This is a genomic window from Hydrogenophaga sp. (assembly GCF_030656115.1).
Taxonomy (GTDB): Bacteria; Pseudomonadota; Gammaproteobacteria; order Burkholderiales; family Burkholderiaceae_C; genus Hydrogenophaga.
This window is the reverse complement of the sequence record NZ_JAUSOO010000028.1, coordinates 34,644-55,330: the sequence shown is the minus strand read 5'-3', so window position 1 is coordinate 55,330 and position 20,687 is coordinate 34,644. Positions and strand designations below refer to the sequence as shown.

Here is a 20,687-nt window from a genome sequence, read left to right as displayed (position 1 = left end):
GTCCATCGGCTCATGATTTGCGCTCCACGCTTCCTTCCCACACTCGGTCGCCCTCATGCGGTTGCGCTTCGCTTCGCTCGTCTTGGTCAACTTGCGGCGGGACTTGCACCCGCAGGAGTGCGCCCATGCTGGGCGCACATCTAAAAAAACCGCCGGCCGTGGGGCTCGCCCGAGTGAGCTGCCCAGGGGTGCGCCACGTCGTGTCCACAAAAGCCTGGGTTCATCGAGACCTCCAGCGGGGCAATAAGCCGGCAATTGCGGTTTTTAGCCTCCCAAGGGATTGCGTCTTAACAGGTTGTGCGCAGACTTCCGTGCTGTCGGAATCGATTTCCAACGGTTACGAGACTTTTCTCAGCGGCCCAAGAGCATTGGTTCTGCTTGTTTGATCCCTTCTCTGGCGGCTCAGGTTGAGACCCCACCGAATCGAGCACCCAAACCCAAAACCGAACTGCAGCCACGTCATGGGCTGTTTGCGCTGGGTGGGACCGATAAACAACACCCTGAAACCCAGAGTCCAGGGGGCTCGGACGCTCCGCATTCAGCCGATCTGAGCGGCTTTTTTCCAGGCGGCTTGTGCGGCGGTTTCGTCACCCCGCTCTTGTGCCAGCTCGGCGAGTGCACACCATGTTTGGCGCAGCAAAACAGGTTCTTGGAGGCTGTGGCTGGCCTGGCCCAGCAACTGGGTGGCTTTGCCCCACAACTGGCGCTGCATACAGGCCTGGCCGGACAAATATTGCAGGTAAGAGTTGTTGGGCAGCTGTTGCTGTGTCTGCTCCAACCGAGCCAGCCAACCGGCATCCAGTTCGGGCAAACCTGGCTCCAGCGCCTGCACACATTGGCGTTGGTGTACGGGGTCCAGGGCACCGAACGTCTGCCACAGTGGCTCCAGCCAGCGGCAAGCCAACGCTGCCGCGGCCACACGATCGGCATCGTCGGCACCACCGAAAGCGCCACCCGGTGCCACCAGTTCGTTGGCACGTTGTGCTGCAGCCAATGCCAACTCGGGCATAACGCGCTCGGTGCCGTCCAGCTTGTGCCAGACCGCTTGCAACTGCTGGAGATCGTGCGCCTGCGCCAAAGCATCCAAGGCCAGTCCTCTCACAATGCTGCCTGCAACCGATGGCGTAAAGGCGCGGTGTTTGGCCAGCAAGCGAGCGGTTTCCAGGGCTTCAGCGGTGGCGCCACTCAACCGCGCAATGCGCAGCTTCAAACGCAAAGTCTGAATGCGGCGGGCTGCGCCCTGTGGCAATTCGGCCAACCGACTACGGGCCGCTTGGATGTTGCGATCTTCCACCGCCCAGCGCACGGCACGCAACAAAGCGCCCTCGTGCGCTTCGGGTGCGCCTTTGGCCAACTGAGTGGCCAACGCCGCCTGCAGATGCTGGTCGCGTCGCTCGCGGTTTTGCAGCGCCTGGGCGCTTTCCGCCACCAAGAGATGGGCCAGCAACTGGAGCTGATCGCGGCGCGGCCACTGCGCCAAAGACGAAGAATCCAGTTGGTCCAGCGCTTTTTGGGCAGCCGATTGGGCCCGTACAAAACGGCCCGACAACTGGTGCGACAACGCATCCACCACGGCCCCCACGACAGCACGCTCCACCTGCAGCGCACGCCATCGCTGGGCCTGGGCCGGCAGCTCTCGCAAGGCAGCAATGGCTCGCAAGGCCAGGTGCAGCAGCACAAACGCGGCGATCAGCGCGAACACCACAAAGTTGAAGGAGACGTCGAACCGGTAAGGTGGCCAAAACAGGGTCAGCGTGGCTGGGTTGTGCCCCACCAGCAGCGCCAGTGCCACTGCCAGCGTCGCCAAGCCCAGCAACCAGAACACGCTGCGCATGGCGCCACGCTGCACATGGCGCATCAGCGACCTCCCGCCGCCACCGCCAGCGCGGCCAGGGTTTCGTCGGGCCTTGGCAGGTTGTTGTCCACCAAGTCTTTGCGCAGGCCCGCCAGCACCCGCCGTGCACCGCTCACAGCGGGAGACGCGGTGTCAAAGTAACGGTCCAGAGCGACCTCCACCGCCGCCACATCGGCCTGACTGGAAACCATGTGGCGTGCCAGCAGACCCAGACGGGCATTGAGCAGTTTGAGCTTGAGGTTTTCGCGCAGGAAAAAGGCCTGCTCGGGCGCCAGCAAGGCCGCCTCGGGGCGATCAATGCGGCTAACCCGCACCAATTCGCGCCCGCTGCGGGTCACGTCGGCCCAAATTCGGCTCCACAAACCCTGCCAACCGACAGACACACGGTTCCAGCCTTGGCTCAACCCACTGTCGGCGGGTGCAGTCGCTACAGCCTGCGAATCGGCGTCACTGCCAGACAAACGGGAAGACGCGCTGCCGACGCTGGGCGCTGGCTCCAGCAGGTGGCTGGCTTTTGTCCCCTCGCCACCCGCAGCCGCCCCAGCGGGCTTGGCGCCGGCCGGTGTTTTGAAGGTTTCGCTGCTTGTACGGCCCGGCCCTACAGCATTGAGCACCGGCCACTCGTCCACTTGGCGAGCAAGTTCATCCAGCCGCAGGGCCAAGGCCGGAATGTCGGCCAACGAGGCCGATTGAATGCGCTCAATATCGCGCGCAATGGCACGCTGAACGGGGTTCAGCCGGGGCTGTGCAGCACGCGCAATGCGCTGGTCGGCTGCCTGCAAGGCCGACACCAGCGGTTGTGCACTGCCCGTGAGTTGGGCCTGCTGCAAGGCCAGTCGCAAAGCGGCCTCCAAGTCTTGCACCAAGTTGTCGTCGCGGGAACGGGACAACGTGAGCATCAACTCTTCAAGCTGGCTGCGTTGCAGACTCACTTCCGAGAGCCGCACCTCGGCCACCGCCAAACGGGCCTGCAATTCTTGCGACAAGGCCTCAGCTTGCCCGGCAAGGGTGCGCGCGGCCAAGGATTGGGCGGCGGTATCTTGGCTGCGGCGAGCCAGTTCCTGCTGGGTCTGGTTGAGTTTTTGCCACAGCAAGCCGCTCATGATGAGTGCCAGCATGGCCACCACGAGGCCCAGCAACAGCAACCAAGTGCCCGAACGCTGCGCGGCCACGAAAGGCGCGACAGCGGTTGCGCTGGCAAGCGGCGGTGCGTTGGGAGGAATATCAGCGGGGGTTTGACTCATGGACGGCTCCAGTTCGATTCTAGAGCGCGCAGCACGTCGGGCAACGCGGGCCGGGTTTCGACCACCTGAGCAAAACCAAGCGATCGGGCCGTGACCGCAATGCGGGGGTGTGTGACCAAGGCGCTGGCCTGCGTCCAATCGGATGGAAACACCCTGTTGCGCAGGTGCGACAGAGCTTCGGAGCTGCTGAACAACCACACGTTGCCGGCACCGGTTGCGGTTTGTATCAGAACTTTCAGGTCGGGCGTGATGGCAGGTGCACGGCGCTCGTAAGCCACACAGGTTTGCACCTGAGCGCCTGCGGCTTGGCATTGCTGAATCAGCCAGTCGCGCCCGTTGCCCGCCAGAACCCGTTCAGACGGCTCTGGGGAAGAAGGGGCCACGGCATCCTGCGAAGCGCCGCGCACGATCAGGGTGCGCTGGCCCGGTCGCAGCTGGGGAGCCACCACCGGCCACAAGGACTCGGAGTCGAACTGGGCGGCGTCGGCTGCGGGTGCGTCAATGTGCTCCGAGCCGAGCCCGCGCACAGCCAGGGCTTGCGCCAGCACACGCGCCGTGCCAGGGCCCGGTGCCCAGAAGCGGGTGCGAACGCTGGCCCCACACGGTGCCTGCACCGCCTCTGAAAAAAAATGCTGCACCGCCGCCGCACTGACGAACATGATGGCATCGGCGTCGAGCCAATGCGCGCGTGCCTGCTCAAGCCGCTCGCGCACCTCCGCGTCAGTCGGTTCGTCAATGGTGATCAAGGGCAGCGCCTGCACCGGCCAGCCTTCTGCCCGCAACGCATGCACCCAGGTGGCGGCTTCTGGTTCGGGCCGCGTGACGATCACGCGCTTCAGAGGCACCAGCGAATGTCGGTCAGGCGGCACCGCGGGATCTGCGACCAAGGCTCAGCTCTCTACCGATGCCACAGGCGGCTGGGCGCCAGCGGCACGCAGCGCATCGGCCACGCGTTGGCCCAGGGCTTCGGCCTGCGCCTGGTCTTGCACCACCGCCTGCTGGCTCACGCGCACCACGCGCAGCCGACCTTCGGGGTCGCCCCAGGCCGCGTCAAGCTGCAAGCGGCTGCCTTCGACCGCATCCCAATGCGCATAGGCTGCCAGCGGCATGGAGCAACTGCCACCCATGGCGCGCGAGACGGTGCGCTCAGCCGCCACGCGGTGCCAGGTGGGCAGGTGCACCAGCGGTGCCAAGGCGGCCACCAGATCGGTGCGGTCGGAGCGCACCTCAATGCCCAGCGCGCCCTGCCCTGCGGCAGGCAGCGACGCGACCGGTTCAAAAATATGGCGAATGCGCTCGGCCAGCCCCAGTCGCTTGAGCCCGGCAGCAGCCAGCACGATGGCGTGGTATTGCCCTTCGTCGAGCTTGCGCAGCCGGGTGTCCAGGTTGCCGCGCAGGGGTTCAATGCGCACGTCGGTACGGCCCAGTGCGTCCAGCGCCTCGCGCAGCAGCACCAGGCGGCGCAAACTGGACGTGCCCACCACGGCGCCTGCGGGCAACTCAACCAGCGTGGCGCACACCGGCGACACCCAGGCGTCGCGCGGGTCTTCGCGCTCCATCACGCAGGCCAGCGCAAAACCTTCGGGCAGGTCCATCGGCACGTCTTTGAGCGAATGGACCGCGATGTCGGCCCGACCTTCTTCCAGCGCCATTTCCAGCTCTTTCACGAACAGGCCTTTGCCCCCCACCTTGGACAGGCTGCGGTCCAAAATCTGGTCGCCCTTGGTCGTCATGCCAAGCAACTGAACGCTGTGGCCCAACGCTTCCAGCAAAGCTTTAACGTGTTCGGCCTGCCAAAGCGCCAAACGGCTTTCGCGGGTGGCGATGGTGATGGACAGCGCTGGGAGGGAATTTGAAAGTGACACGTTGAAAGATCAAAAAAGATCAAAGCCAAAGGGGGGTTTTCGTACCTGCTTGGTAACAAAAAGAGCAACTTTGGATGCTAGCATGCCCCCTGCCCGAAAAACCAGCACCACCCGAGCACGCCATGAGCCGACCGTCTGCCCGCCCCGCCCCGTCCACCAACCCGTCACGGACCCGCGCGCGCAGCAGCACCGCCAAGCCCGCCGTGCGCCCCGACAAAGAACAGCCGCTCATAGACGACATCCGGCTGCTCGGGCGCATTTTGGGGGACGTAATCCGTGAGCAGGAAGGCCAGGCGGCATTTGATCTGATCGAGCAGATTCGCCAGCTCTCGGTGGCGTTTCGCCGGCACGCCGACCAGTCGGCAGACAAGGCCCTGAAAAAACTGCTCAAAGGGCTCAGCGGCGACCAAACCGTCAGCGTCATCCGGGCCTTCACCTATTTCAGCCACTTGGCCAACCTGGCCGAAGACCGCCACCACATCCGCCGCCGCGCGGTGCACGAGCGCGCTGGCGACGTGCAAGAAGGCAGCCTGGCCATGACGCTGCAGCGCCTGAAAAAGGCCGGCATTGCGCCCACCGACGTGCTGCAAACGCTGGCGAACAGCCACATCTCACCGGTGCTCACCGCCCACCCCACCGAGGTGCAACGCAAGAGCATTCTGGACGCCGAGCGCGCCATTGCCCACCTGCTGGTCGAGCTCGACACCCAGACCCAACCGCTGCCCCGCGAACAGGCCGAACTGGAAGCCCAACTGCGCGCCCGCGTTACCCAACTCTGGCAAACCCGCCTGCTGCGCTTCACCAAGCTCACCGTGGCCGACGAAATTGACAACGCGCTGAGCTATTACGAAGCCACTTTCCTGACGCAAATTCCCAAGCTCTACCGCGAGCTGGAAGAAGGACTGATCGAACCCGGTGCTGCCACAGCACCCGTGGCCACGTTTTTGCGCATGGGCCAATGGATTGGTGGCGACCGCGACGGCAACCCCAACGTCACCGCGCAAACCCTGGAGCGCGCCCTGCAAAGCCAGGCCGACATGGTGCTGCGCCACCACCTGCGCCAGGTGCACCTGCTGGGTGCCGAACTGTCGGTCTCGGCCATGCTGGCCAGCGTGAGCCCGGCCATGCAGGCGCTGGCCGAGCGCTCGCCCGACACCAACGCCCACCGCCAGGACGAGCCTTACCGCCGCGCGCTCACCGGCATGTACGCCCGCCTGGCCGCCACACTGCACAGCCTCACCGGCGGCGAAGCGGCCCGCCATGCCGTGGCGCCGCAAGATCCCTACACCGACGCGACCGAGCTGCTGGCGGACCTGCGCACCATCGAAGCCTCGCTGGTGGCGCACCACGGCGCGGCGCTCGCGCGCGCGCGCCTGCATCCGTTGATCCGTGCGGTCGAGGTGTTTGGTTTTCACCTGGCCACCATCGACCTGCGCCAAAGCTCGGACAAACACGAAGAGGTGGTGGCCGAGTTGCTGGCCACCGCCCGCATTGAGCCCCACTACAGCGCGCTGGACGAAATGGGCAAGCGCGCCGTGCTGCTGCGCCAGCTCAACGACGCGCGGCCCCTGCGCGTGCCCGGTGCTGCCTATTCGGCACACACGCAAGACGAGCTGGCCATCTTTGACAACGCCCGCAGCGGACGCGAGCGCTTTGGCGCGCATGCCATCCGCCACGCCATCATCAGCCACACCGAAACCGTGAGCGACCTGCTGGAGGTGCTGCTGCTGCAAAAAGAAACCGGCCTGGTGCACGGCCTGCTGCAAGAAGACGCCACCTGCGACCTGATCGTGGTGCCGCTGTTTGAAACCATTGAAGACCTGCGCAACGCCGCGCCCATCATGCGCGACTACTACGCCCTGCCCGGCGTGCGCGCCATGGTGCAGCGCGGGCACGCCACGGGCTACAGCGAGCAAGACATCATGCTCGGCTACTCCGACAGCAACAAAGACGGTGGCATCTTCACCAGCAACTGGGAGCTGTACCGCGCCGAGATTGCGCTGGTGGAACTGTTCGACACACTGAACGCAGAAGCCGAGGCCAGTGAAGGCCACCGTTTCGCCGCCGGGCCGCCCCAAGGCGAAACAACCCCCCCGGGGGGCAGCGAACCACACGCAGTGGGGAGCGTGGGGGCTCCCAGCTTCGCCGCCGGGCCGCCCCAAGGCGAAACAACCCCCCCGGGGGGCAGCGGACCTCGCGCAGCGGGGGAGCGTGGGGGCCATATCCAGTTGCGCATGTTCCACGGCCGGGGCGGCACCGTGGGCCGGGGTGGTGGCCCCAGCTACCAGGCCATCCTGGCCCAGCCGCCCGGCACGGTGCGCGGCCAGATCCGCCTGACCGAACAGGGCGAGGTGATCGGCTCCAAATACGCCAACCCCGAAATTGGCCGACGCAACCTCGAAACCCTGGTGGCCGCCACCCTGGAAGCCACGCTGCTGCAGCCCACGCGCAACCCGCCAGCGGCGTTTCTGGCGGCGGCCAACGCACTGTCCGAGCACAGCATGGCCTCTTACAGGGCACTGGTGTACGACACCCCGCGCTTCGCCGAATACTTCTTTGCCTCCACCCCCATCCGCGAAATCGCCGAGCTCAACATCGGCTCGCGCCCGGCCTCGCGCAAGGCCACGCAAAAAATTGAAGACCTGCGCGCCATTCCGTGGGGCTTCAGCTGGGGCCAGTGCCGCCTGACCTTGCCCGGCTGGTATGGTTTTGGCTCGGCGGTGCACGCGTTTTTGAACCGCGACGGCGAAGCCGGCGTGGCCAAGCAAACCGCTCTGCTGCAGAAGATGGTGAAACAGTGGCCCTTCTTCAGCACCTTGCTGTCCAACATGGACATGGTGCTGGCCAAGAGCGACCTCGCATTGGCCTCGCGCTACGCCGAACTGGTGCAGGACAAAAAACTGCGCACCCAGGTGTTCAGCGCCATCGAAGCCGAATGGCACCGCACCTCCGAAGCCCTGGCACTCATCACCGGCGAAGCGCAGCGCCTGGTGAACAACACGGCGCTGCAGCGCTCCATTCGCCACCGCTTCCCCTACATCGACCCGCTGCACCACCTGCAAGTGGAGCTGGTACGCCGCTACCGCGCCGGGGAAAACCAGGCCGACCGCGACGAGAAAGTGCGCCGGGGTATTCACATTTCCATCAACGGCATTGCGGCGGGGTTACGCAACACGGGCTAAGTGGCCGGTGCAAGTAGCCGGAGCTTCCAGCTCCAGGAAAACCGGAGCTGGAAGCTCCGGCTACGGGTTGTATCTGTAAGGGTTTTCAGTCAAACCTAAAATGACACCGTGACCCACCTACTCAACGCCGACCTCCACTGCCATTCCACCGTGTCCGACGGCACGCTCACGCCCGAGGCGCTGGCGCAGCGCGCCAAAGCCAACGGCGTGCAACTGTGGGCCCTGACCGACCACGACGAAATTGGCGGCCAGGCACGCGCCATGGAGGCCGCCCGGGCGGTGGGTCTGCCCTACCTCACGGGCACCGAAATTTCCGTCACGTTTGCCGGTGTCACGGTGCACATCGTGGGCCTGGGCATGGACACCACCCACCCCGCGCTGGTGCAGGGGCTGCACGCCACGCGCGGCGGACGCGAGCAGCGTGCCCGCGCCATGAGCGACGACCTGGCGCGCGTGGGCATTCCCGGTGTGTTTGAGGGCGCCCTGAAATACGTGGACAACCCCGAACTCATTTCGCGCACCCACTTTGCACGCTACCTGGTGGAAGCCGGTGTTTGCCGCGACACCAACGAGGTGTTCCGCAAATACATCAACGACGGCAAACCCGGCTTTGTGCCACACCGCTGGGCCACGCTGGGCGACGCCGTGGGCTGGATCACCGGCTCCGGCGGCCTGGCGGTGATTGCGCACCCCGGGCGCTACAAATTCACGACCAATGAAGAATATGCCTTGTTCACCGAATTCAAGGCGCACGGCGGTCAAGGCGTTGAAGTGGTCACCGGCGCGCACGGTCCGGCCGACTACGTGAAATACGCCGAATACTGCCAAGAATTTGGCCTTGCCGCCTCGCGCGGCAGCGACTTTCACAGCCCCGAAGAAAGCCACACCGACCTGGGCAAACTGCCCGACCTCCCGGGCAGCGTCACGCCGGTGTGGGCGCTGCTGCAATCGCGTATCCAGTGAGCGGCTGAGCGCGACCCGTTGCACACGGCCACACACCAGCGCCGTTGCATGGGTGGTTGCGGGTCCATCGGGCTGGCCCGGTCCGTCGCACAATACCCGCATGTCACAGTTTTTCGACGTTCATCCCGACAACCCCCAACCCCGGTTGCTCAAGCAAGCGGTGCAACTGCTGGCGCGCGGTGGCGTGCTGGCGGTGCCCACCGACTCCAGCTACGCGCTGGTGTGCCACCTGGACGACAAAGCCGCCGCCGACCGGATGCGCCGCATCCGCCAGGTGGACGACAAACACCACCTCACGCTGCTGTGCCGCGACCTGAGTGAACTCGCCAGCTACGCCCGGGTGGATAACCGACAGTACCGCCTGCTCAAACAGGCCACACCCGGGCCTTACACCTTCATCCTCGAAGCCAGCAAAGAGGTGCCCCGGCGCCTGAGCCACCCCTCGCGCAAGACCATTGGCCTGCGTGTGCCCAGCCACCCCACCTTGCTGGCGCTGCTCGACCTGCACAACGCACCGCTGCTGGCCACCACACTGATTCCACCGGGCGAAACCGACCCGCTGAACGACGCGCAAGCCATTCGCGAACGCTTCCAACACGAGCTGGCCGGCGTGATCGACGCGGGCGCCTGCGCCCTGGAGCCCACCACCGTGATCGACCTCGCCCCCATGGGCACCGGCGGTGAGCCCGAACTGGTGCGCCAGGGGCAAGGCTCGCTGGCCCGGCTGGGCATGTGAACACCGTGCCCTGCCGGGCACGCACAAAAAGGTCGGGACAAGCACCCGGCCTGCACGGCACACAGCGCCATCTGGGACAATAACGGTTTGCCCCATCACCGCCGCCATGGATTTCGCCCAGATCGTTCAAACCATTGCCATCTACGCCATTCCCGTGCTGTTTGCCATCACGGTGCACGAGGCAGCGCATGGCTACGCGGCACGCCACTACGGCGACAACACCGCCTACCTGCTGGGGCGCATCACCCTGAATCCGGTCAAACACATCGACCCGATCGGCACCATCGCCATGCCGCTGCTGCTGTACTTTGCCACCTCGGGTGCGTTCCTGTTTGGCTACGCCAAGCCGGTGCCCGTCAATTTCAGCCGTCTGCGCAACCCCAAAAAAGACATGGTGTGGGTCGCGCTGGCCGGGCCAGGCGCCAACCTCGTCCAAGCGGTCCTCTGGACCGTGCTGCTCTATGTGCTGGTGGCCATCGGCATCGAAGAGCGCTTCTTTTTGCAGATGTGCCGGGCCGGTATCCTGGTGAATCTGGTGATGTTCGCCTTCAACCTGTTCCCTCTGCCCCCGCTGGACGGCGGCCGCATTCTGGTGGGCCTGCTGCCCTGGAAACAAGCCGAACTCGTGTCGCGTGTAGAGCCCTGGGGGTTTTTCATCGTCATGGCGCTTGTGATCTCCGGCGTGGTGGGCAACCTCTGGCTGCGCCCGCTCATGTCGTTCACCAGCAGCGCCATTGAACTGCTGCTCACGCCCCTGCGCATGTTGATCCTCTAACCGCCCCCGTTCATGAAAACCCTGCGCGTCCTCACCGGCATCACCACCTCCGGCACCCCCCATCTGGGCAACTACGTGGGTGCCGTGCGTCCCACGGTGCGCGCCAGCCGCCTGTCTGAGGTGGAAAGCTTTTACTTTCTGGCCGACTACCACGCTCTCATCAAAGTGGGCGACCCCGCCCGGGTGCAGCGCTCCACGCTGGAGATTGCCGCCACTTGGCTGGCCTGCGGCCTGGACCCGGAGCAGGTCACCTTCTACCGCCAGTCCGACATCCCAGAAATTCCCGAACTGACCTGGTTGCTGACCTGCGTCACCGGCAAAGGCGTGCTCAACCGCGCCCACGCCTACAAAGCCTCGGTGGACAAAAACACCGCCGCCGGCGAAGAACCCGACGCCGGCGTGACCGCCGGCCTGTTCATGTACCCGGTGCTGATGGCCGCCGACATTTTGATGTTCAACGCCCACCAGGTGCCCGTGGGCCGCGACCAGATCCAACACATCGAGATGGCACGCGACATGGCGTCCAGCTTCAACCACCTGTACGGCGAGCACTTCACCCTGCCCGAGGCCGCCATTGAGGACCATGTGGCCACCTTGCCGGGGCTGGATGGCCGCAAGATGAGCAAAAGCTACGACAACACCATTCCGCTGTTTGCGCCACGCGAACAGCTGAAGAAGCTCATCATGGGCATCGTCACCGACTCCCGAGCACCCGGCGAACCCAAAGACACCGAGGGCTCGGCCCTGTTCCAGCTGTACCAGGCCTTTGCCACAGCCGAAGAAACCGCCGCCCTGGCCCAGGCTTACGCCAGCGGCATCGCCTGGGGTGAGGCCAAACAGGTGCTGTTTGAACGCCTCGATGCCGAAATTGCCCCCATGCGCACGGTCTACGATGAACTGATTCAGAACCCCGCTCAAATCGAAAAAACCTTGCGCATGGGTGCCGAAAAAGCCCGCGCGGTCGCCACCCCGTTCACCGCCCGTCTGCGCCATGCCGTGGGCTTGCGCCCCTTGGACAGCCTGGCCGATACCCACAAAACCTCCAAAACGGTCAAACTCGCCGCACCCAGCTTCAAACAGTACCGCGAAGCCGATGGTCTGTTCTACTTCAAACTCATGGACGCCAAAGGCCAGTTGCTGTTGCAAAGCACCGGTTTTTCCTCACCCAAAGAAGCCGCGCAGACCATGGCACGGCTGAAGAAAAATGGGCCGAATGCCTTGGCTGAATACCCAAGCCAACTGCGCCTGGAAGCCGACACCGAAGCCGTGGCCCAGGCCCTGAGCCACTTCAGCGAGGCCGCGAACTGAACTTTCCAGACGGATGCCGTCTGGCGGGTGCAGCCAGCACCGCACAACGGGCCACGGCACCCCCGGCCCGACCACCGTTCATCTGTGTGAACGCAAGGCACCATCGCCAAACCCCACCCTTGTCGATATGCTGCGCCCCTTGAAACCCTTGAACACAACACCGCCTGTCATGAGTATTTTTGTCATTGATGACCACCCACTGATGCGCGAAGCCGTTGTGATGCTGTTGCGCAGACTGCGTTCATCCACCCAGGTGATCGAACTGGAACGGCTGGCCGCCGTCAGCAAAGCCATTGCCGAACACGGCGAACCCGAACTGGTGTGCCTCGATCTGAAATTGCCCGATACCCACGGCGTTTCGGGTGTACGCGAAGTGCGTCAGATGCTGCCCGACACCTCGTTGATCGTGCTGTCGGCATCGCCGGCCTGCGACTACGGAGACCTGGCCCGCGAAGCCGGCGCCGATGCCTACGTCGAAAAATCGACGGGACCGGCCCAGATTGCCAAAGTGCTGCGCGAGTTCCTGGCCGACGAGGTAGAAGACGAAAACGCGCCCACCATCCCCAACAAACTCTCCAAACGCCAAAAGCAACTGCTGGGCATGCTCGACCGGGGTTTGAGCAACCGGGACATTGCAGAACAGCTGCAGATCAGCGAACACACCGTCAAGGTCCACCTGTGGCGGCTGTTTCGTCGGCTCAACGTCAAGAGCCGATCGCAGGCCAGCCACCTGGCCCGTTCTGCGGGTCTGCTGGACCTGTAGGCATTGGCGCCATCGCAGGCGCTCAACGCACACCCATGGCAGCGGGATCCAGCACACCGCGGCTGTTTTCGGCAGCCTCCTTGCCGGTCTGTGTGTAAGCCGGCAACATCACCCGGAAAACACTGCCCCGGTTGGCGACCGAATGCAGCGCCAACTGGTAGCCCATCAGGGTGGCCAGTTTGGACACAATGGTCAGCCCAAGCCCCAGACTGTCTTCGGTGCCCTGGTGCTGCGAGACCCGAAAAAACTCTTGGAAAATCGCTTGCTGGTGCTCTCGGGCAATGCCCACACCCGTGTCCCACACCTCAAACACCAGCATGTCTGAGCGGTGGCGAAGCCCCAGCAACACACCGCCTTGGTGGGTATGGCGCAAGGCGTTGGACACCAGATTGCCCAGAATGCGCCGCAACACCACGGGATCGGCCCACAGGGTGGTCGGGCGGGCATGGGTGCGCAGCTTGAGCGACTTGCCCGCCGCCACCGGCTGAAACTGCAACACCACGTCCGCAAACAGCTGCTGCACATCCACATGCTGCAAGCGCAGCTTGTAGTTCCCGGCGTCAATGCGTGTCAGGTCGAACAACGAGTCAAACAGCTCGTTGATGGCGCGCGTGGACTGCAGAATGCGCGGTGCAATATCGGGCGCCATTTCGGGCTCGGTGGCCAACCAATCGGCATACAAACTCAGGGCGTGCACCGGTTGGCGCAGGTCGTGGGCGGCCGATGCCAAAAAACGGTTTTTGGTGGCCACCGCGCGCAAAGAGGCGCGGGTTTGCTGCGTCAGCGAGTCAATCAGCTCCTGATTGAAAAACTGCAACTCCAGGCTGGCGCGTTGGACCTGGTGCAAACGCTGCCCCGCTGTGTGCAACCACCACCAAAAAATCAACAGCAAAAAAATCAGCGGGATCACATACTTCAAACCCATGACCGGCACGACGCCCAGCAGCATGGGCACGGTCAACCCCAGCAACACCGAAACCACCAAGGCATGGGTGTAGCAGCGAAACACAGGCAGGTAGGCACTGAGCGCCGTCAGCGACAACAAGCCATGGCCCAGCACCACCAAACCGCAAACCAACTGGGTCGGCACGCTGGCTTGCAAAAAAGTCAGCCCAATGGAGACGCCCCACAACACGCCAATCGCAGACCAGGACCACCCATAGCGGCGGATGAAGTCCATGCGCGTGGTGCCTTCGGTGCTGTCGTAGCGCAACCGGTAGGTCACGATCATGCGGTAGCGGTAAGCCAGCAAGGCCAGCAACAACGAGGTCCACACGACCAAGGCCAGCGTGTGCACCTCGCCCGCCATCAGGTAGAGCATGACGGGCAACGCCAGCGCCGCCGAGATCAACGAAGACATGGCGTTGGCCATCAACAGATCAATCAGCTTCGAATCCACCCATTGGCGGCGGGCCTCGGGGGACGCTGGCACGTGTTGATGGGTCGCAGGTTGGGTATCGACAAGCATGTTGAGGTCACGAAACACAGGCATTCGCAAAATTCAGGCCCTGCAAGTCTGGTAGACTACGCGGCTTCTGACCTGAATCACACCCCGGAGAGGTGGCAGAGTGGTCGAATGTACCTGACTCGAAATCAGGCGTGGTAGCAATATCACCGAGGGTTCGAATCCCTCCCTCTCCGCCAGAACACCAGAAAAAACGGGCCTTTCGGCCCGTTTTTCTTTTGTGTCCCCCACACCCACCCGCGTCTCGGATACGCCTTGCCCGACCGGTTTACAAGCTCCGAAGTTGTGCCTGTAGCCGGGCCTGCACATCTGACGTCGGATCTCACCGCGCGTCATACCAAGCGCCCACCGTCTCAGCCTCTCAGAGCCACGGGTCACGGCACCCCTCCCCAAGACGCCCCAGGTTTGTGCAGCCAACCTGGGGCTGGCTACCGGAAATCTGGCCTTCATCTCGACCGGTGGGGACGACCACAACCGCAGCCGGTGCCTTCAGGCGGTGGCTGCGCCGTTCTATAGAATGGTTTGTTGCTTATATACCACCAACCCTTGAGAGTTGTGCCATGGATGCGTTTGTTTGGGACCAGAACTTTGTCACCGGACTGCCTGAGGTGGACGAACAACACCACAAACTGGTGGATCTGTTCAACGAGTTCAACAACTCGCTGTTTTCGACCCGAACGGACCAGGAACAGGACGCGGTGCTGAGCGACACCTTCGCACGCATCCTGGACTACACGCGCTACCACTTTCAAGACGAAGAAAGCCTGATGCGTACAGAAGGCGTGGACAGTCGGCACGCGAACATGCACCACCTGGCCCATGAACACTTCGTCGAGCAACTGCAGGCGATGTGGGAACGCAGACACACCATGCCCCAACCGGGGGAAAGCCTGGTGAATTTTCTGACCTCGTGGTTGGGTCTGCACATCCTGGGGATCGATCAATCGCTGGCGCGCCAGATCCAGCTGATCCACAACGGCGCGGGGCCGGCTGAAGCTTTTGAGCAGGAGGACCAGGCGCTTGACAACGGCATGCAAGCGGTTCTGAAGCTGATCGCCAACCTGTACCGCTTGCTTTCGCAGCAGAACATGGCGCTGGTGCAAGCCAATCAGGCCCTCGAAGCGCGCGTGGCGCAACGCACGGTGCAGCTGGAAACAGCCAATGAAAGACTGCAACAGGCCTACGTTCAGCTGGAGGCTTACTCCCGCATCGATGGCCTGTTGAAGATTGCCAACCGACAGTACTTCGATGTCCGGCTGAAAGAAGCCTGGGCCAGCGCGTTGCGCCGCCAGCAGCCTTTGGGCCTGCTCATGATCGACGTTGATTTTTTCAAGCGGTACAACGACAGCTACGGCCACCAAGCTGGCGATACCTGCCTGCAAACGGTGGCCCAAGCGGTGCAAGGGGCCTTGTTGCGCGAAACCGATCTGGTCGCCCGTTATGGCGGGGAAGAGTTGGTGGTGATCTTGCCAGACACCGATGCCGCTGGAACCCTGGCCGTGGCAGAACGCGTGGTGGCAGCGGTTGCAGCCCAGGCCATTCCCCACCGCGCGTCGGACGCAGCCCCTGTGGTCACGGTGAGCGTGGGTGCCGCGAGTTGCCAGCCCACCGACATGCAGGACGGCCTGGGCTTGGTCGCGCAGGCCGATGCCGCGCTGTACGCCGCCAAAAAATCGGGACGCAACCGCTCGGTGCTCTCGGACGTGTAGCGCATGGCGTGGGCCCGGTGCGATCTGCACTGGCGTTCCAACACGAGGCACCCCAGCGCGGGCTGCGCCGCCCATGGGCATTTCCTTGGGGTTCAGGCCAGCGGGTGGTTTTCCGATAACAGCCGTTCGCGCAGCACGCGCTTCATCAGCTTGCCGTTGGCGTTGCGCGGCAGCGGCTCGCGGCCCAGGCTGTAGCTCTCGGGCACCTTGTAATCGGACAGGCGCGCGGCACAGAAGGTGCGCAGATCCTCGGCGTCCAGCGTGCGGCCTTCGCGCGCGGCCACGAACACGTGCACCCGCTCGCCCAGCACCGGGCAGCGCTTGGCCACCACGGCGGCTTCGAGCACGTCGGGGTGCTGGCACAGCACGTTTTCCACCTCGACGCTGAAGATCTTGTAGCCGCCGCGGTTGAGCATGTCCTTGTGCCGGTCGAGCACGCGCACGAAGCCCGCCGCGTCCATGCTGCCCACGTCGCCGCTGCGCCAGAAGCCGCCGATGAAGTTGTCGGCCGTGGCCTGCGGGTTGTTCCAGTAGCCCTGCACCACCATCGGCCCCTTGAGCCACAACTCGCCCACCCCGCCGCGCGGCAGTTCCACGCCCTGCTCGTCCATCACCGCCACCTCGGCGCAGGGCAGCGCCAGCCCCACGCTGTCGAGGTGCGCGCGCGTGAGGTGCGCCGGCATGATGGTGGCGGGCGAGGCGGTTTCGGTGGCCCCGTAGCAGTTGGACAGGCGCAGCGCCGGCAGTTGCTGCGCCAGCTGGTCGATGGTGGCCGGTGGCATGGGCGCACCGCCAAAGCCGCCCACCTGCCAGGCCGACAGGTCGTGCGCCGCGAAGTCGTCTTGCAGCAGGCACAGCTTGTACATGGCCGGCACCATCACGGTAAAGCCCATGCGCTCGCGCGCCGCAAAGCGCAGGAAATCCGCCGCCTTGAAGGCCGGCTGCACCAGCAGCGTACCGCCCAGGCCCAGGGTGACCATCATCAAGCCCACCAGACCGGTGACATGGCTCAGCGGCACCACCGCCGCGCCGCGCACACCGCGCGGCAGCGACAGCGCCTGTGCGTAGTGCAGCACCGAGTGGACGATGTTCAGGTGCGTGAGCATCGCGCCCTTGGGGAAACCGGTGGTGCCCGAGGTGTACAGGATCACGGCCACGCCGTCTTCGTCCACCGCCACACAGTCGGCCAGCGGGGCGTGTTGCACCAGGCGCTGAAACGACCCCGCGTGCTCCGGCGGCACGCCCACCCGCACGCGGTGTTTCAGGGCCGGTGTCTCGCTCGGCGCGGGCCAGCGGTCTTGCAGCGCGGCATCGGAGATCAGCACCGAAGCACCGCAGTGTTGCAGGCAGTAGGCCAGCCCCGGCGTCTGGTCGCGGGTGCTCAGCGGCACCAGCACCGCGCCCGCGGCCTGCACTGCGAACGAGGCGATCACAAACTCAACGCTGTTGCCCAGCAGCAGGGCCACGCGGTCGCCGGGCGCCACACCCAGCGCCTGCAAACCGGCGGCGGTGCGCAACACCTGGTCTTCCAACATGGCCCAGCTCAGGCGGCGCTCGCCGCACACCAGCGCTTCGGCCTCGGGGCGCCAGCGCGCGGCCTCGCGCCACATCTGGTTCACATGGGCGGGGCGCTGGGTGAAGCAGCGCACCACGCGGTCTGGGCCGTGGCGCTCCAGGCGGGTCGCCATGCCGGTGGTGGCGTCAGTGGGCATGCGGCACCTGGCTTTCGTGCGCGTGCGCCCCATCGGCCGCGGCCCAGGCGGCGGCACGCCCCAGGCTCTCGCGGCACTGCGCCACCATGCGCTGCAGCAGCGCGTCGCAGGTGGGAATGTCGTCGATCAGGCCCACCACCTGGCCGGCCCAGACCAGCCCGGCATCGACCTCGCCGCTGAGCAGCGCCGCGCGCCCGCGCGCACCGGCCACCAGCGGCTGGATGTCGGCGAACACACAGCCACCGGGGCGCCGCTCGGTCGCCACCACCTCGTCGGAGACCGCGTTTTTCAGCACGCGCCCGGTGTTGTGCAGGCTGCGGAAAATGAGCTGCGTGTCGCGCTCGCTGGCGCGCACCAGCGCCTGCTTGATCTGCTCGTGAATGGGCGCCTCCACCGTGGCGCAAAAGCGCGTGCCCATGTTCACGCCCTCGGCGCCCAGCGCCAGGGCGGCGGCCATGCCGCGCCCGTCGGCGATGCCGCCCGAGGCCACCACCGGGATGCGCAGCGCGCGCGTGGCCAGCGGAATCAGCACCAGGCCCGGCACATCGTCCTCGCCCGGGTGGCCGGCGCATTCAAAGCCGTCGATGCTCACCGCGTCCACCCCGTTGCGCTCGGCCGAGAGCGCGTGGCGCACGCTGGTGCATTTGTGCACGATGCGCACGCCGTGGCGCTTGAGCTTTTCGATGAAGTCCTTGGGGCTGTTGCCCGCGGTTTCGATCATCTTCACGCCGTGCTCGATCACCACGTCGAGGTACTCGGCGTACGGCGGCGGCTTGACCGAGGGCAGGATGGTCAGGTTCACGCCGAAGGGCTGGTCGGTCATGCTGCGGCATCGGTCAATCTCGCGCGCGAGCGCCTCGGGCGTGGGTTGCGTGAGCGCGGTGAGCACGCCCAGGCCGCCAGCGTTGGACACGGCGGCGGCCAGGTCGGCGGTGCCCACCCATTGCATGCCGCCCTGGATGATGGGGTAGCGGATGCCCAGCAGTTCGGTGATTCGGGTTTTCATGGTTTCTCGGTCTGGGTTGGGGGCAGCGGTGCGCGTTCGGCACCGGTGAAGATCGGTTGGCGTTTGGCCAGGAAAGCGCCCACGCCTTCGGTGAAGTCGGCGGTCTGGGCGCAGGCGAGGAAGGCCGCCGCCTCGGCGTCGAGGTGGGTGGGCAGGTCGTTCTGCCCGGCGGCGCGCAGCAGGCGCTTGAGCTGACCCAGGGCCTGCGTCGGGCCGGCGGCCAGGCGCTGCGCCAGCCGCTCGCCCTCGGCGTGCAGCGCTGCGGGTGGCACCACGCGGTTCACCAGCCCCAGGCGCAGCGCCTCGGCGGCGTCCACCACATCGGCCAGCAGCGCCACCTCCATCGCCTTGCGCAGCCCCAGCACCTGCACCAGGCCCCAGGAGGTTGAGCAGTCGCTGCTGGCGCCGATCAGCGGGTAGGCCATGCCGAAGCGCGTGCCCTCGGCCGCCACCACCAGGTCGCAACCCAACACCAGGCCCAGCCCGCCGCCGAACACCGCGCCCTGCACGCTGGCCACCACCGGTGCGCGCAGCGCGGCCAGCAACAGCAGGCCGCCGTGCATGCCGGCGATGAGTTCGCGTGCCACCGGCACCGGGTCATGGCGCATGGCCAACAGGTCGCCGCCGGCCATGAAGGCGGGGCCTTCGGCCGAAATGTGCACCGCGCGCACCCAGGGGTCGGCGGCGATGGCCTGGCACGCGGCGTGAAAGCCCTGCGCCATGGCCACGTCGATGGCGTTGAGCGCGGTGGGGCGGTTGAAGCGCAGTTGCGCCACCGCGCCTTCGCGCCAGCACAACACGCTCGCGCTCGGGTCGCTGCTGCGGTCGGGGTAGGTCATGGGGTGCTCCTCAGGGGGCGTTGTAGTAAGCGGCGGTCGAGCCCAGGTGCTCGCGCGCCCGGCCCAGCTCGTGGCGCGCGATGGCGCGCAGGTGCACCTCGTCCGGGCCGTCAAAGAAGCGCATGGCGCGGCCCCAGGTCCACAGGTACGACAGCGGCGTGTCGGGTGTGATGCCCATGGCGCCGAACACCTGCATGGCGCGGTCGAGCACACGGGTCTGCAACAGCGCCGCCACCAGCTTGATGGCGGACACGTCGATGCGCGCGGCCTTGTTGCCCTGCGTGTCCATCAGCCACGCCGCGCGCAGCACCAACAGGCGGGCCTGGTCGATCTCCACCCGCGAGTGGGCGATCCAGTCCTGCACGTTGGCAAAATCGCTCAGGTGCTTGCCAAACGCCTTGCGCGTGAGGGCGCGTTCGCACATCAGCTCCATCGCCAGCTCGCACTGGCCAATGGAGCGCATGCAGTGGTGCACCCGGCCCGGACCCAGGCGGGCCTGCGCCAGCGCAAAGCCCGCCCCTTCCTGGCCCAACAGGTTCGAGACCGGCACGCGCACGTTCTCAAACGTGACCTCGCAGTGACCTTCGGGGGTGTGGTGGTGCATGATGGCCACGTTGCGCACGATGGTGAAACCGGGCGTGCCCAGCGGCACGATGACCATGGAATGCCGGCTGTGCGGGCTGGCATCGGGGCTCTCGTCGGACACGCCCATCACGATGGTGAAGCGGCACAGCGGGTGCAGGGCACCGGTGCTGAACCACTTGCGGCCGTTGATCACGTACTCGCCGCCTTCGCGGCGGATCGTGGTCTGGATGTTGGTCGCGTCGGACGAGGCCACATCGGGCTCGGTCATCGAAAAACACGAACGCATTTCGCCGGCCAGCAGCGGCTGGAGCCAGCGCTCGTGCTGCTCGGGCGTGGCGAACAGGTGCAGCATTTCCATGTTGCCGGTGTCGGGCGCGTTGCAGTTGAACACCTCCGCCGCCCAGGGAATGCGGCCCATGATCTCGGCCAGCGGCGCGTATTCCATGTTGGTCAGGCGGGTGCCGGGCTCGCCCTCGCGCAAGCCGGGCAGGAACAGGTTCCACAGGCCGGCTTCCTTGGCCAGCGCCTTGAGCGGCTCGATCACCGCCGAGGGGTACACGCCGCTGTCCACCAGACGCTGCCACTCGCGGTTCTGCGGCAACACATGCCGGTCCATGAACTGGCGCATCGTGCGCTGCATCTGCAGGTTGTCTTCGGAAAACTGAAAGTCCAAGGGGTGC

At 65.4% G+C, this 20,687-nt stretch carries 16 protein-coding genes and 1 tRNA gene; 8 read left to right on the top strand and 9 right to left on the bottom strand.

Annotated features, from left to right (window positions below):
* Positions 1–538 precede the first annotated feature (538 nt).
* From Q7J58_RS03150 to hemC, 4 genes are read right to left on the bottom strand one after another with little or no spacing between them, the layout of a single operon-like run.
* Positions 539–1,834: a heme biosynthesis HemY N-terminal domain-containing protein gene (locus Q7J58_RS03150; protein ID WP_304823297.1), complete on the bottom strand. Its 1,296-nt coding sequence runs from the start codon at positions 1,832–1,834 to the stop codon at positions 539–541.
* A 23-nt stretch (positions 1,835–1,857) separates the two neighbouring features.
* Complete coding sequence (locus tag Q7J58_RS03145) at positions 1,858–3,099, bottom strand: uroporphyrinogen-III C-methyltransferase (protein WP_304823294.1); 1,242 nt, start codon at positions 3,097–3,099, stop codon at positions 1,858–1,860.
* A complete protein-coding gene (locus tag Q7J58_RS03140) occupies positions 3,096–3,986 on the bottom strand; it encodes a uroporphyrinogen-III synthase (protein WP_304823291.1) in 891 nt (296 codons plus the stop codon). The genes Q7J58_RS03145 and Q7J58_RS03140 overlap by 4 nt, the downstream gene beginning before the upstream one ends.
* A 3-nt stretch (positions 3,987–3,989) precedes the next feature.
* A complete protein-coding gene (gene hemC / locus Q7J58_RS03135; RefSeq protein WP_304823288.1) occupies positions 3,990–4,964 on the bottom strand; it encodes a hydroxymethylbilane synthase in 975 nt (324 codons plus the stop codon).
* Between the two features lie 203 nt (positions 4,965–5,167).
* Here hemC and Q7J58_RS03130 point away from each other — a divergent pair, with 203 nt between their 5' ends.
* From Q7J58_RS03130 to Q7J58_RS03105, 6 genes are all read left to right on the top strand, one after another.
* Complete coding sequence (locus Q7J58_RS03130) at positions 5,168–8,146, top strand: phosphoenolpyruvate carboxylase (RefSeq protein WP_336623468.1); 2,979 nt, start codon at positions 5,168–5,170, stop codon at positions 8,144–8,146.
* A 108-nt stretch (positions 8,147–8,254) separates the two neighbouring features.
* The gene (locus Q7J58_RS03125; RefSeq protein WP_304823282.1) at positions 8,255–9,109 is read left to right on the top strand and encodes a 3',5'-nucleoside bisphosphate phosphatase; all 855 of its coding nucleotides are present in this window, start codon (positions 8,255–8,257) and stop codon (positions 9,107–9,109) included.
* 100 nt (positions 9,110–9,209) lie between these two features.
* The gene (locus tag Q7J58_RS03120) at positions 9,210–9,845 is read left to right on the top strand and encodes an L-threonylcarbamoyladenylate synthase (RefSeq protein ID WP_304823279.1); all 636 of its coding nucleotides are present in this window, start codon (positions 9,210–9,212) and stop codon (positions 9,843–9,845) included.
* 106 nt (positions 9,846–9,951) lie between these two features.
* Positions 9,952–10,620, top strand: coding sequence for a site-2 protease family protein (locus tag Q7J58_RS03115; RefSeq protein ID WP_304823276.1), 669 nt, complete (start codon positions 9,952–9,954; stop codon positions 10,618–10,620).
* 12 nt (positions 10,621–10,632) lie between these two features.
* Positions 10,633–11,928: a tryptophan--tRNA ligase gene (locus tag Q7J58_RS03110; RefSeq protein ID WP_304823273.1), complete on the top strand. Its 1,296-nt coding sequence runs from the start codon at positions 10,633–10,635 to the stop codon at positions 11,926–11,928.
* A gap of 169 nt (positions 11,929–12,097) precedes the next feature.
* Positions 12,098–12,691 (top strand): response regulator transcription factor, encoded by a 594-nt coding sequence (locus Q7J58_RS03105; protein ID WP_304823270.1) that lies wholly within the window; start codon positions 12,098–12,100, stop codon positions 12,689–12,691.
* A 22-nt stretch (positions 12,692–12,713) separates the two neighbouring features.
* Here Q7J58_RS03105 and Q7J58_RS03100 read toward each other — a convergent pair whose 3' ends face one another.
* On the bottom strand, positions 12,714–14,123 hold the full coding sequence (locus tag Q7J58_RS03100; RefSeq protein ID WP_304823267.1) for a HAMP domain-containing sensor histidine kinase: 1,410 nt from the start codon (positions 14,121–14,123) through the stop codon (positions 12,714–12,716).
* A gap of 122 nt (positions 14,124–14,245) precedes the next feature.
* Between Q7J58_RS03100 and Q7J58_RS03095 the strand changes: the two genes are divergently transcribed.
* Together Q7J58_RS03095 and Q7J58_RS03090 are read left to right on the top strand one after the other, a co-directional pair.
* Positions 14,246–14,335, top strand: a tRNA-Ser gene (locus tag Q7J58_RS03095).
* Positions 14,336–14,716: 381 nt separating this feature from the next.
* A complete protein-coding gene (locus Q7J58_RS03090) occupies positions 14,717–15,865 on the top strand; it encodes a diguanylate cyclase (RefSeq protein WP_304823265.1) in 1,149 nt (382 codons plus the stop codon).
* A gap of 92 nt (positions 15,866–15,957) precedes the next feature.
* On the opposite strand, the gene Q7J58_RS03085 is transcribed toward Q7J58_RS03090, so the two are convergent.
* The 4 genes from Q7J58_RS03085 to Q7J58_RS03070 are packed head-to-tail and all read right to left on the bottom strand — an operon-like array spanning position 15,958 to position 20,680.
* Complete coding sequence (locus Q7J58_RS03085) at positions 15,958–17,577, bottom strand: class I adenylate-forming enzyme family protein (protein ID WP_304823263.1); 1,620 nt, start codon at positions 17,575–17,577, stop codon at positions 15,958–15,960.
* Positions 17,567–18,583: a nitronate monooxygenase family protein gene (locus Q7J58_RS03080; protein WP_304823260.1), complete on the bottom strand. Its 1,017-nt coding sequence runs from the start codon at positions 18,581–18,583 to the stop codon at positions 17,567–17,569. The genes Q7J58_RS03085 and Q7J58_RS03080 overlap by 11 nt, the downstream gene beginning before the upstream one ends.
* Positions 18,580–19,422, bottom strand: coding sequence for an enoyl-CoA hydratase-related protein (locus Q7J58_RS03075; RefSeq protein WP_304823257.1), 843 nt, complete (start codon positions 19,420–19,422; stop codon positions 18,580–18,582). The genes Q7J58_RS03080 and Q7J58_RS03075 overlap by 4 nt, the downstream gene beginning before the upstream one ends.
* Before the next feature lie 10 nt (positions 19,423–19,432).
* Positions 19,433–20,680 carry an acyl-CoA dehydrogenase family protein gene (locus Q7J58_RS03070; protein WP_304823254.1) on the bottom strand — a complete coding sequence of 416 codons (1,248 nt, stop codon included), beginning with the start codon at positions 20,678–20,680 and terminating at the stop codon, positions 19,433–19,435.
* Between the last annotated feature and the right edge of the window lie 7 nt (positions 20,681–20,687).

What these genes read in the sequence shown, in the direction of transcription:
- Q7J58_RS03110 (WP_304823273.1), top strand. Translation starts at nt 10,633, where the DNA reads ATGAAAACCCTGCGCGTCCTCACCGGCATCACCACCTCCGGCACCCCC.
- Q7J58_RS03115 (WP_304823276.1), top strand. Translation starts at nt 9,952, where the DNA reads ATGGATTTCGCCCAGATCGTTCAAACCATTGCCATCTACGCCATTCCC.
- Q7J58_RS03120 (WP_304823279.1), top strand. Translation starts at nt 9,210, where the DNA reads ATGTCACAGTTTTTCGACGTTCATCCCGACAACCCCCAACCCCGGTTG.
- Q7J58_RS03150 (WP_304823297.1), bottom strand. Translation starts at nt 1,834, where the DNA reads ATGCGCAGCGTGTTCTGGTTGCTGGGCTTGGCGACGCTGGCAGTGGCA.
- Q7J58_RS03145 (WP_304823294.1), bottom strand. Translation starts at nt 3,099, where the DNA reads ATGAGTCAAACCCCCGCTGATATTCCTCCCAACGCACCGCCGCTTGCC.
- Q7J58_RS03080 (WP_304823260.1), bottom strand. Translation starts at nt 18,583, where the DNA reads ATGAAAACCCGAATCACCGAACTGCTGGGCATCCGCTACCCCATCATC.
- Q7J58_RS03105 (WP_304823270.1), top strand. Translation starts at nt 12,098, where the DNA reads ATGAGTATTTTTGTCATTGATGACCACCCACTGATGCGCGAAGCCGTT.
- Q7J58_RS03090 (WP_304823265.1), top strand. Translation starts at nt 14,717, where the DNA reads ATGGATGCGTTTGTTTGGGACCAGAACTTTGTCACCGGACTGCCTGAG.
- Q7J58_RS03085 (WP_304823263.1), bottom strand. Translation starts at nt 17,577, where the DNA reads ATGCCCACTGACGCCACCACCGGCATGGCGACCCGCCTGGAGCGCCAC.
- Q7J58_RS03075 (WP_304823257.1), bottom strand. Translation starts at nt 19,422, where the DNA reads ATGACCTACCCCGACCGCAGCAGCGACCCGAGCGCGAGCGTGTTGTGC.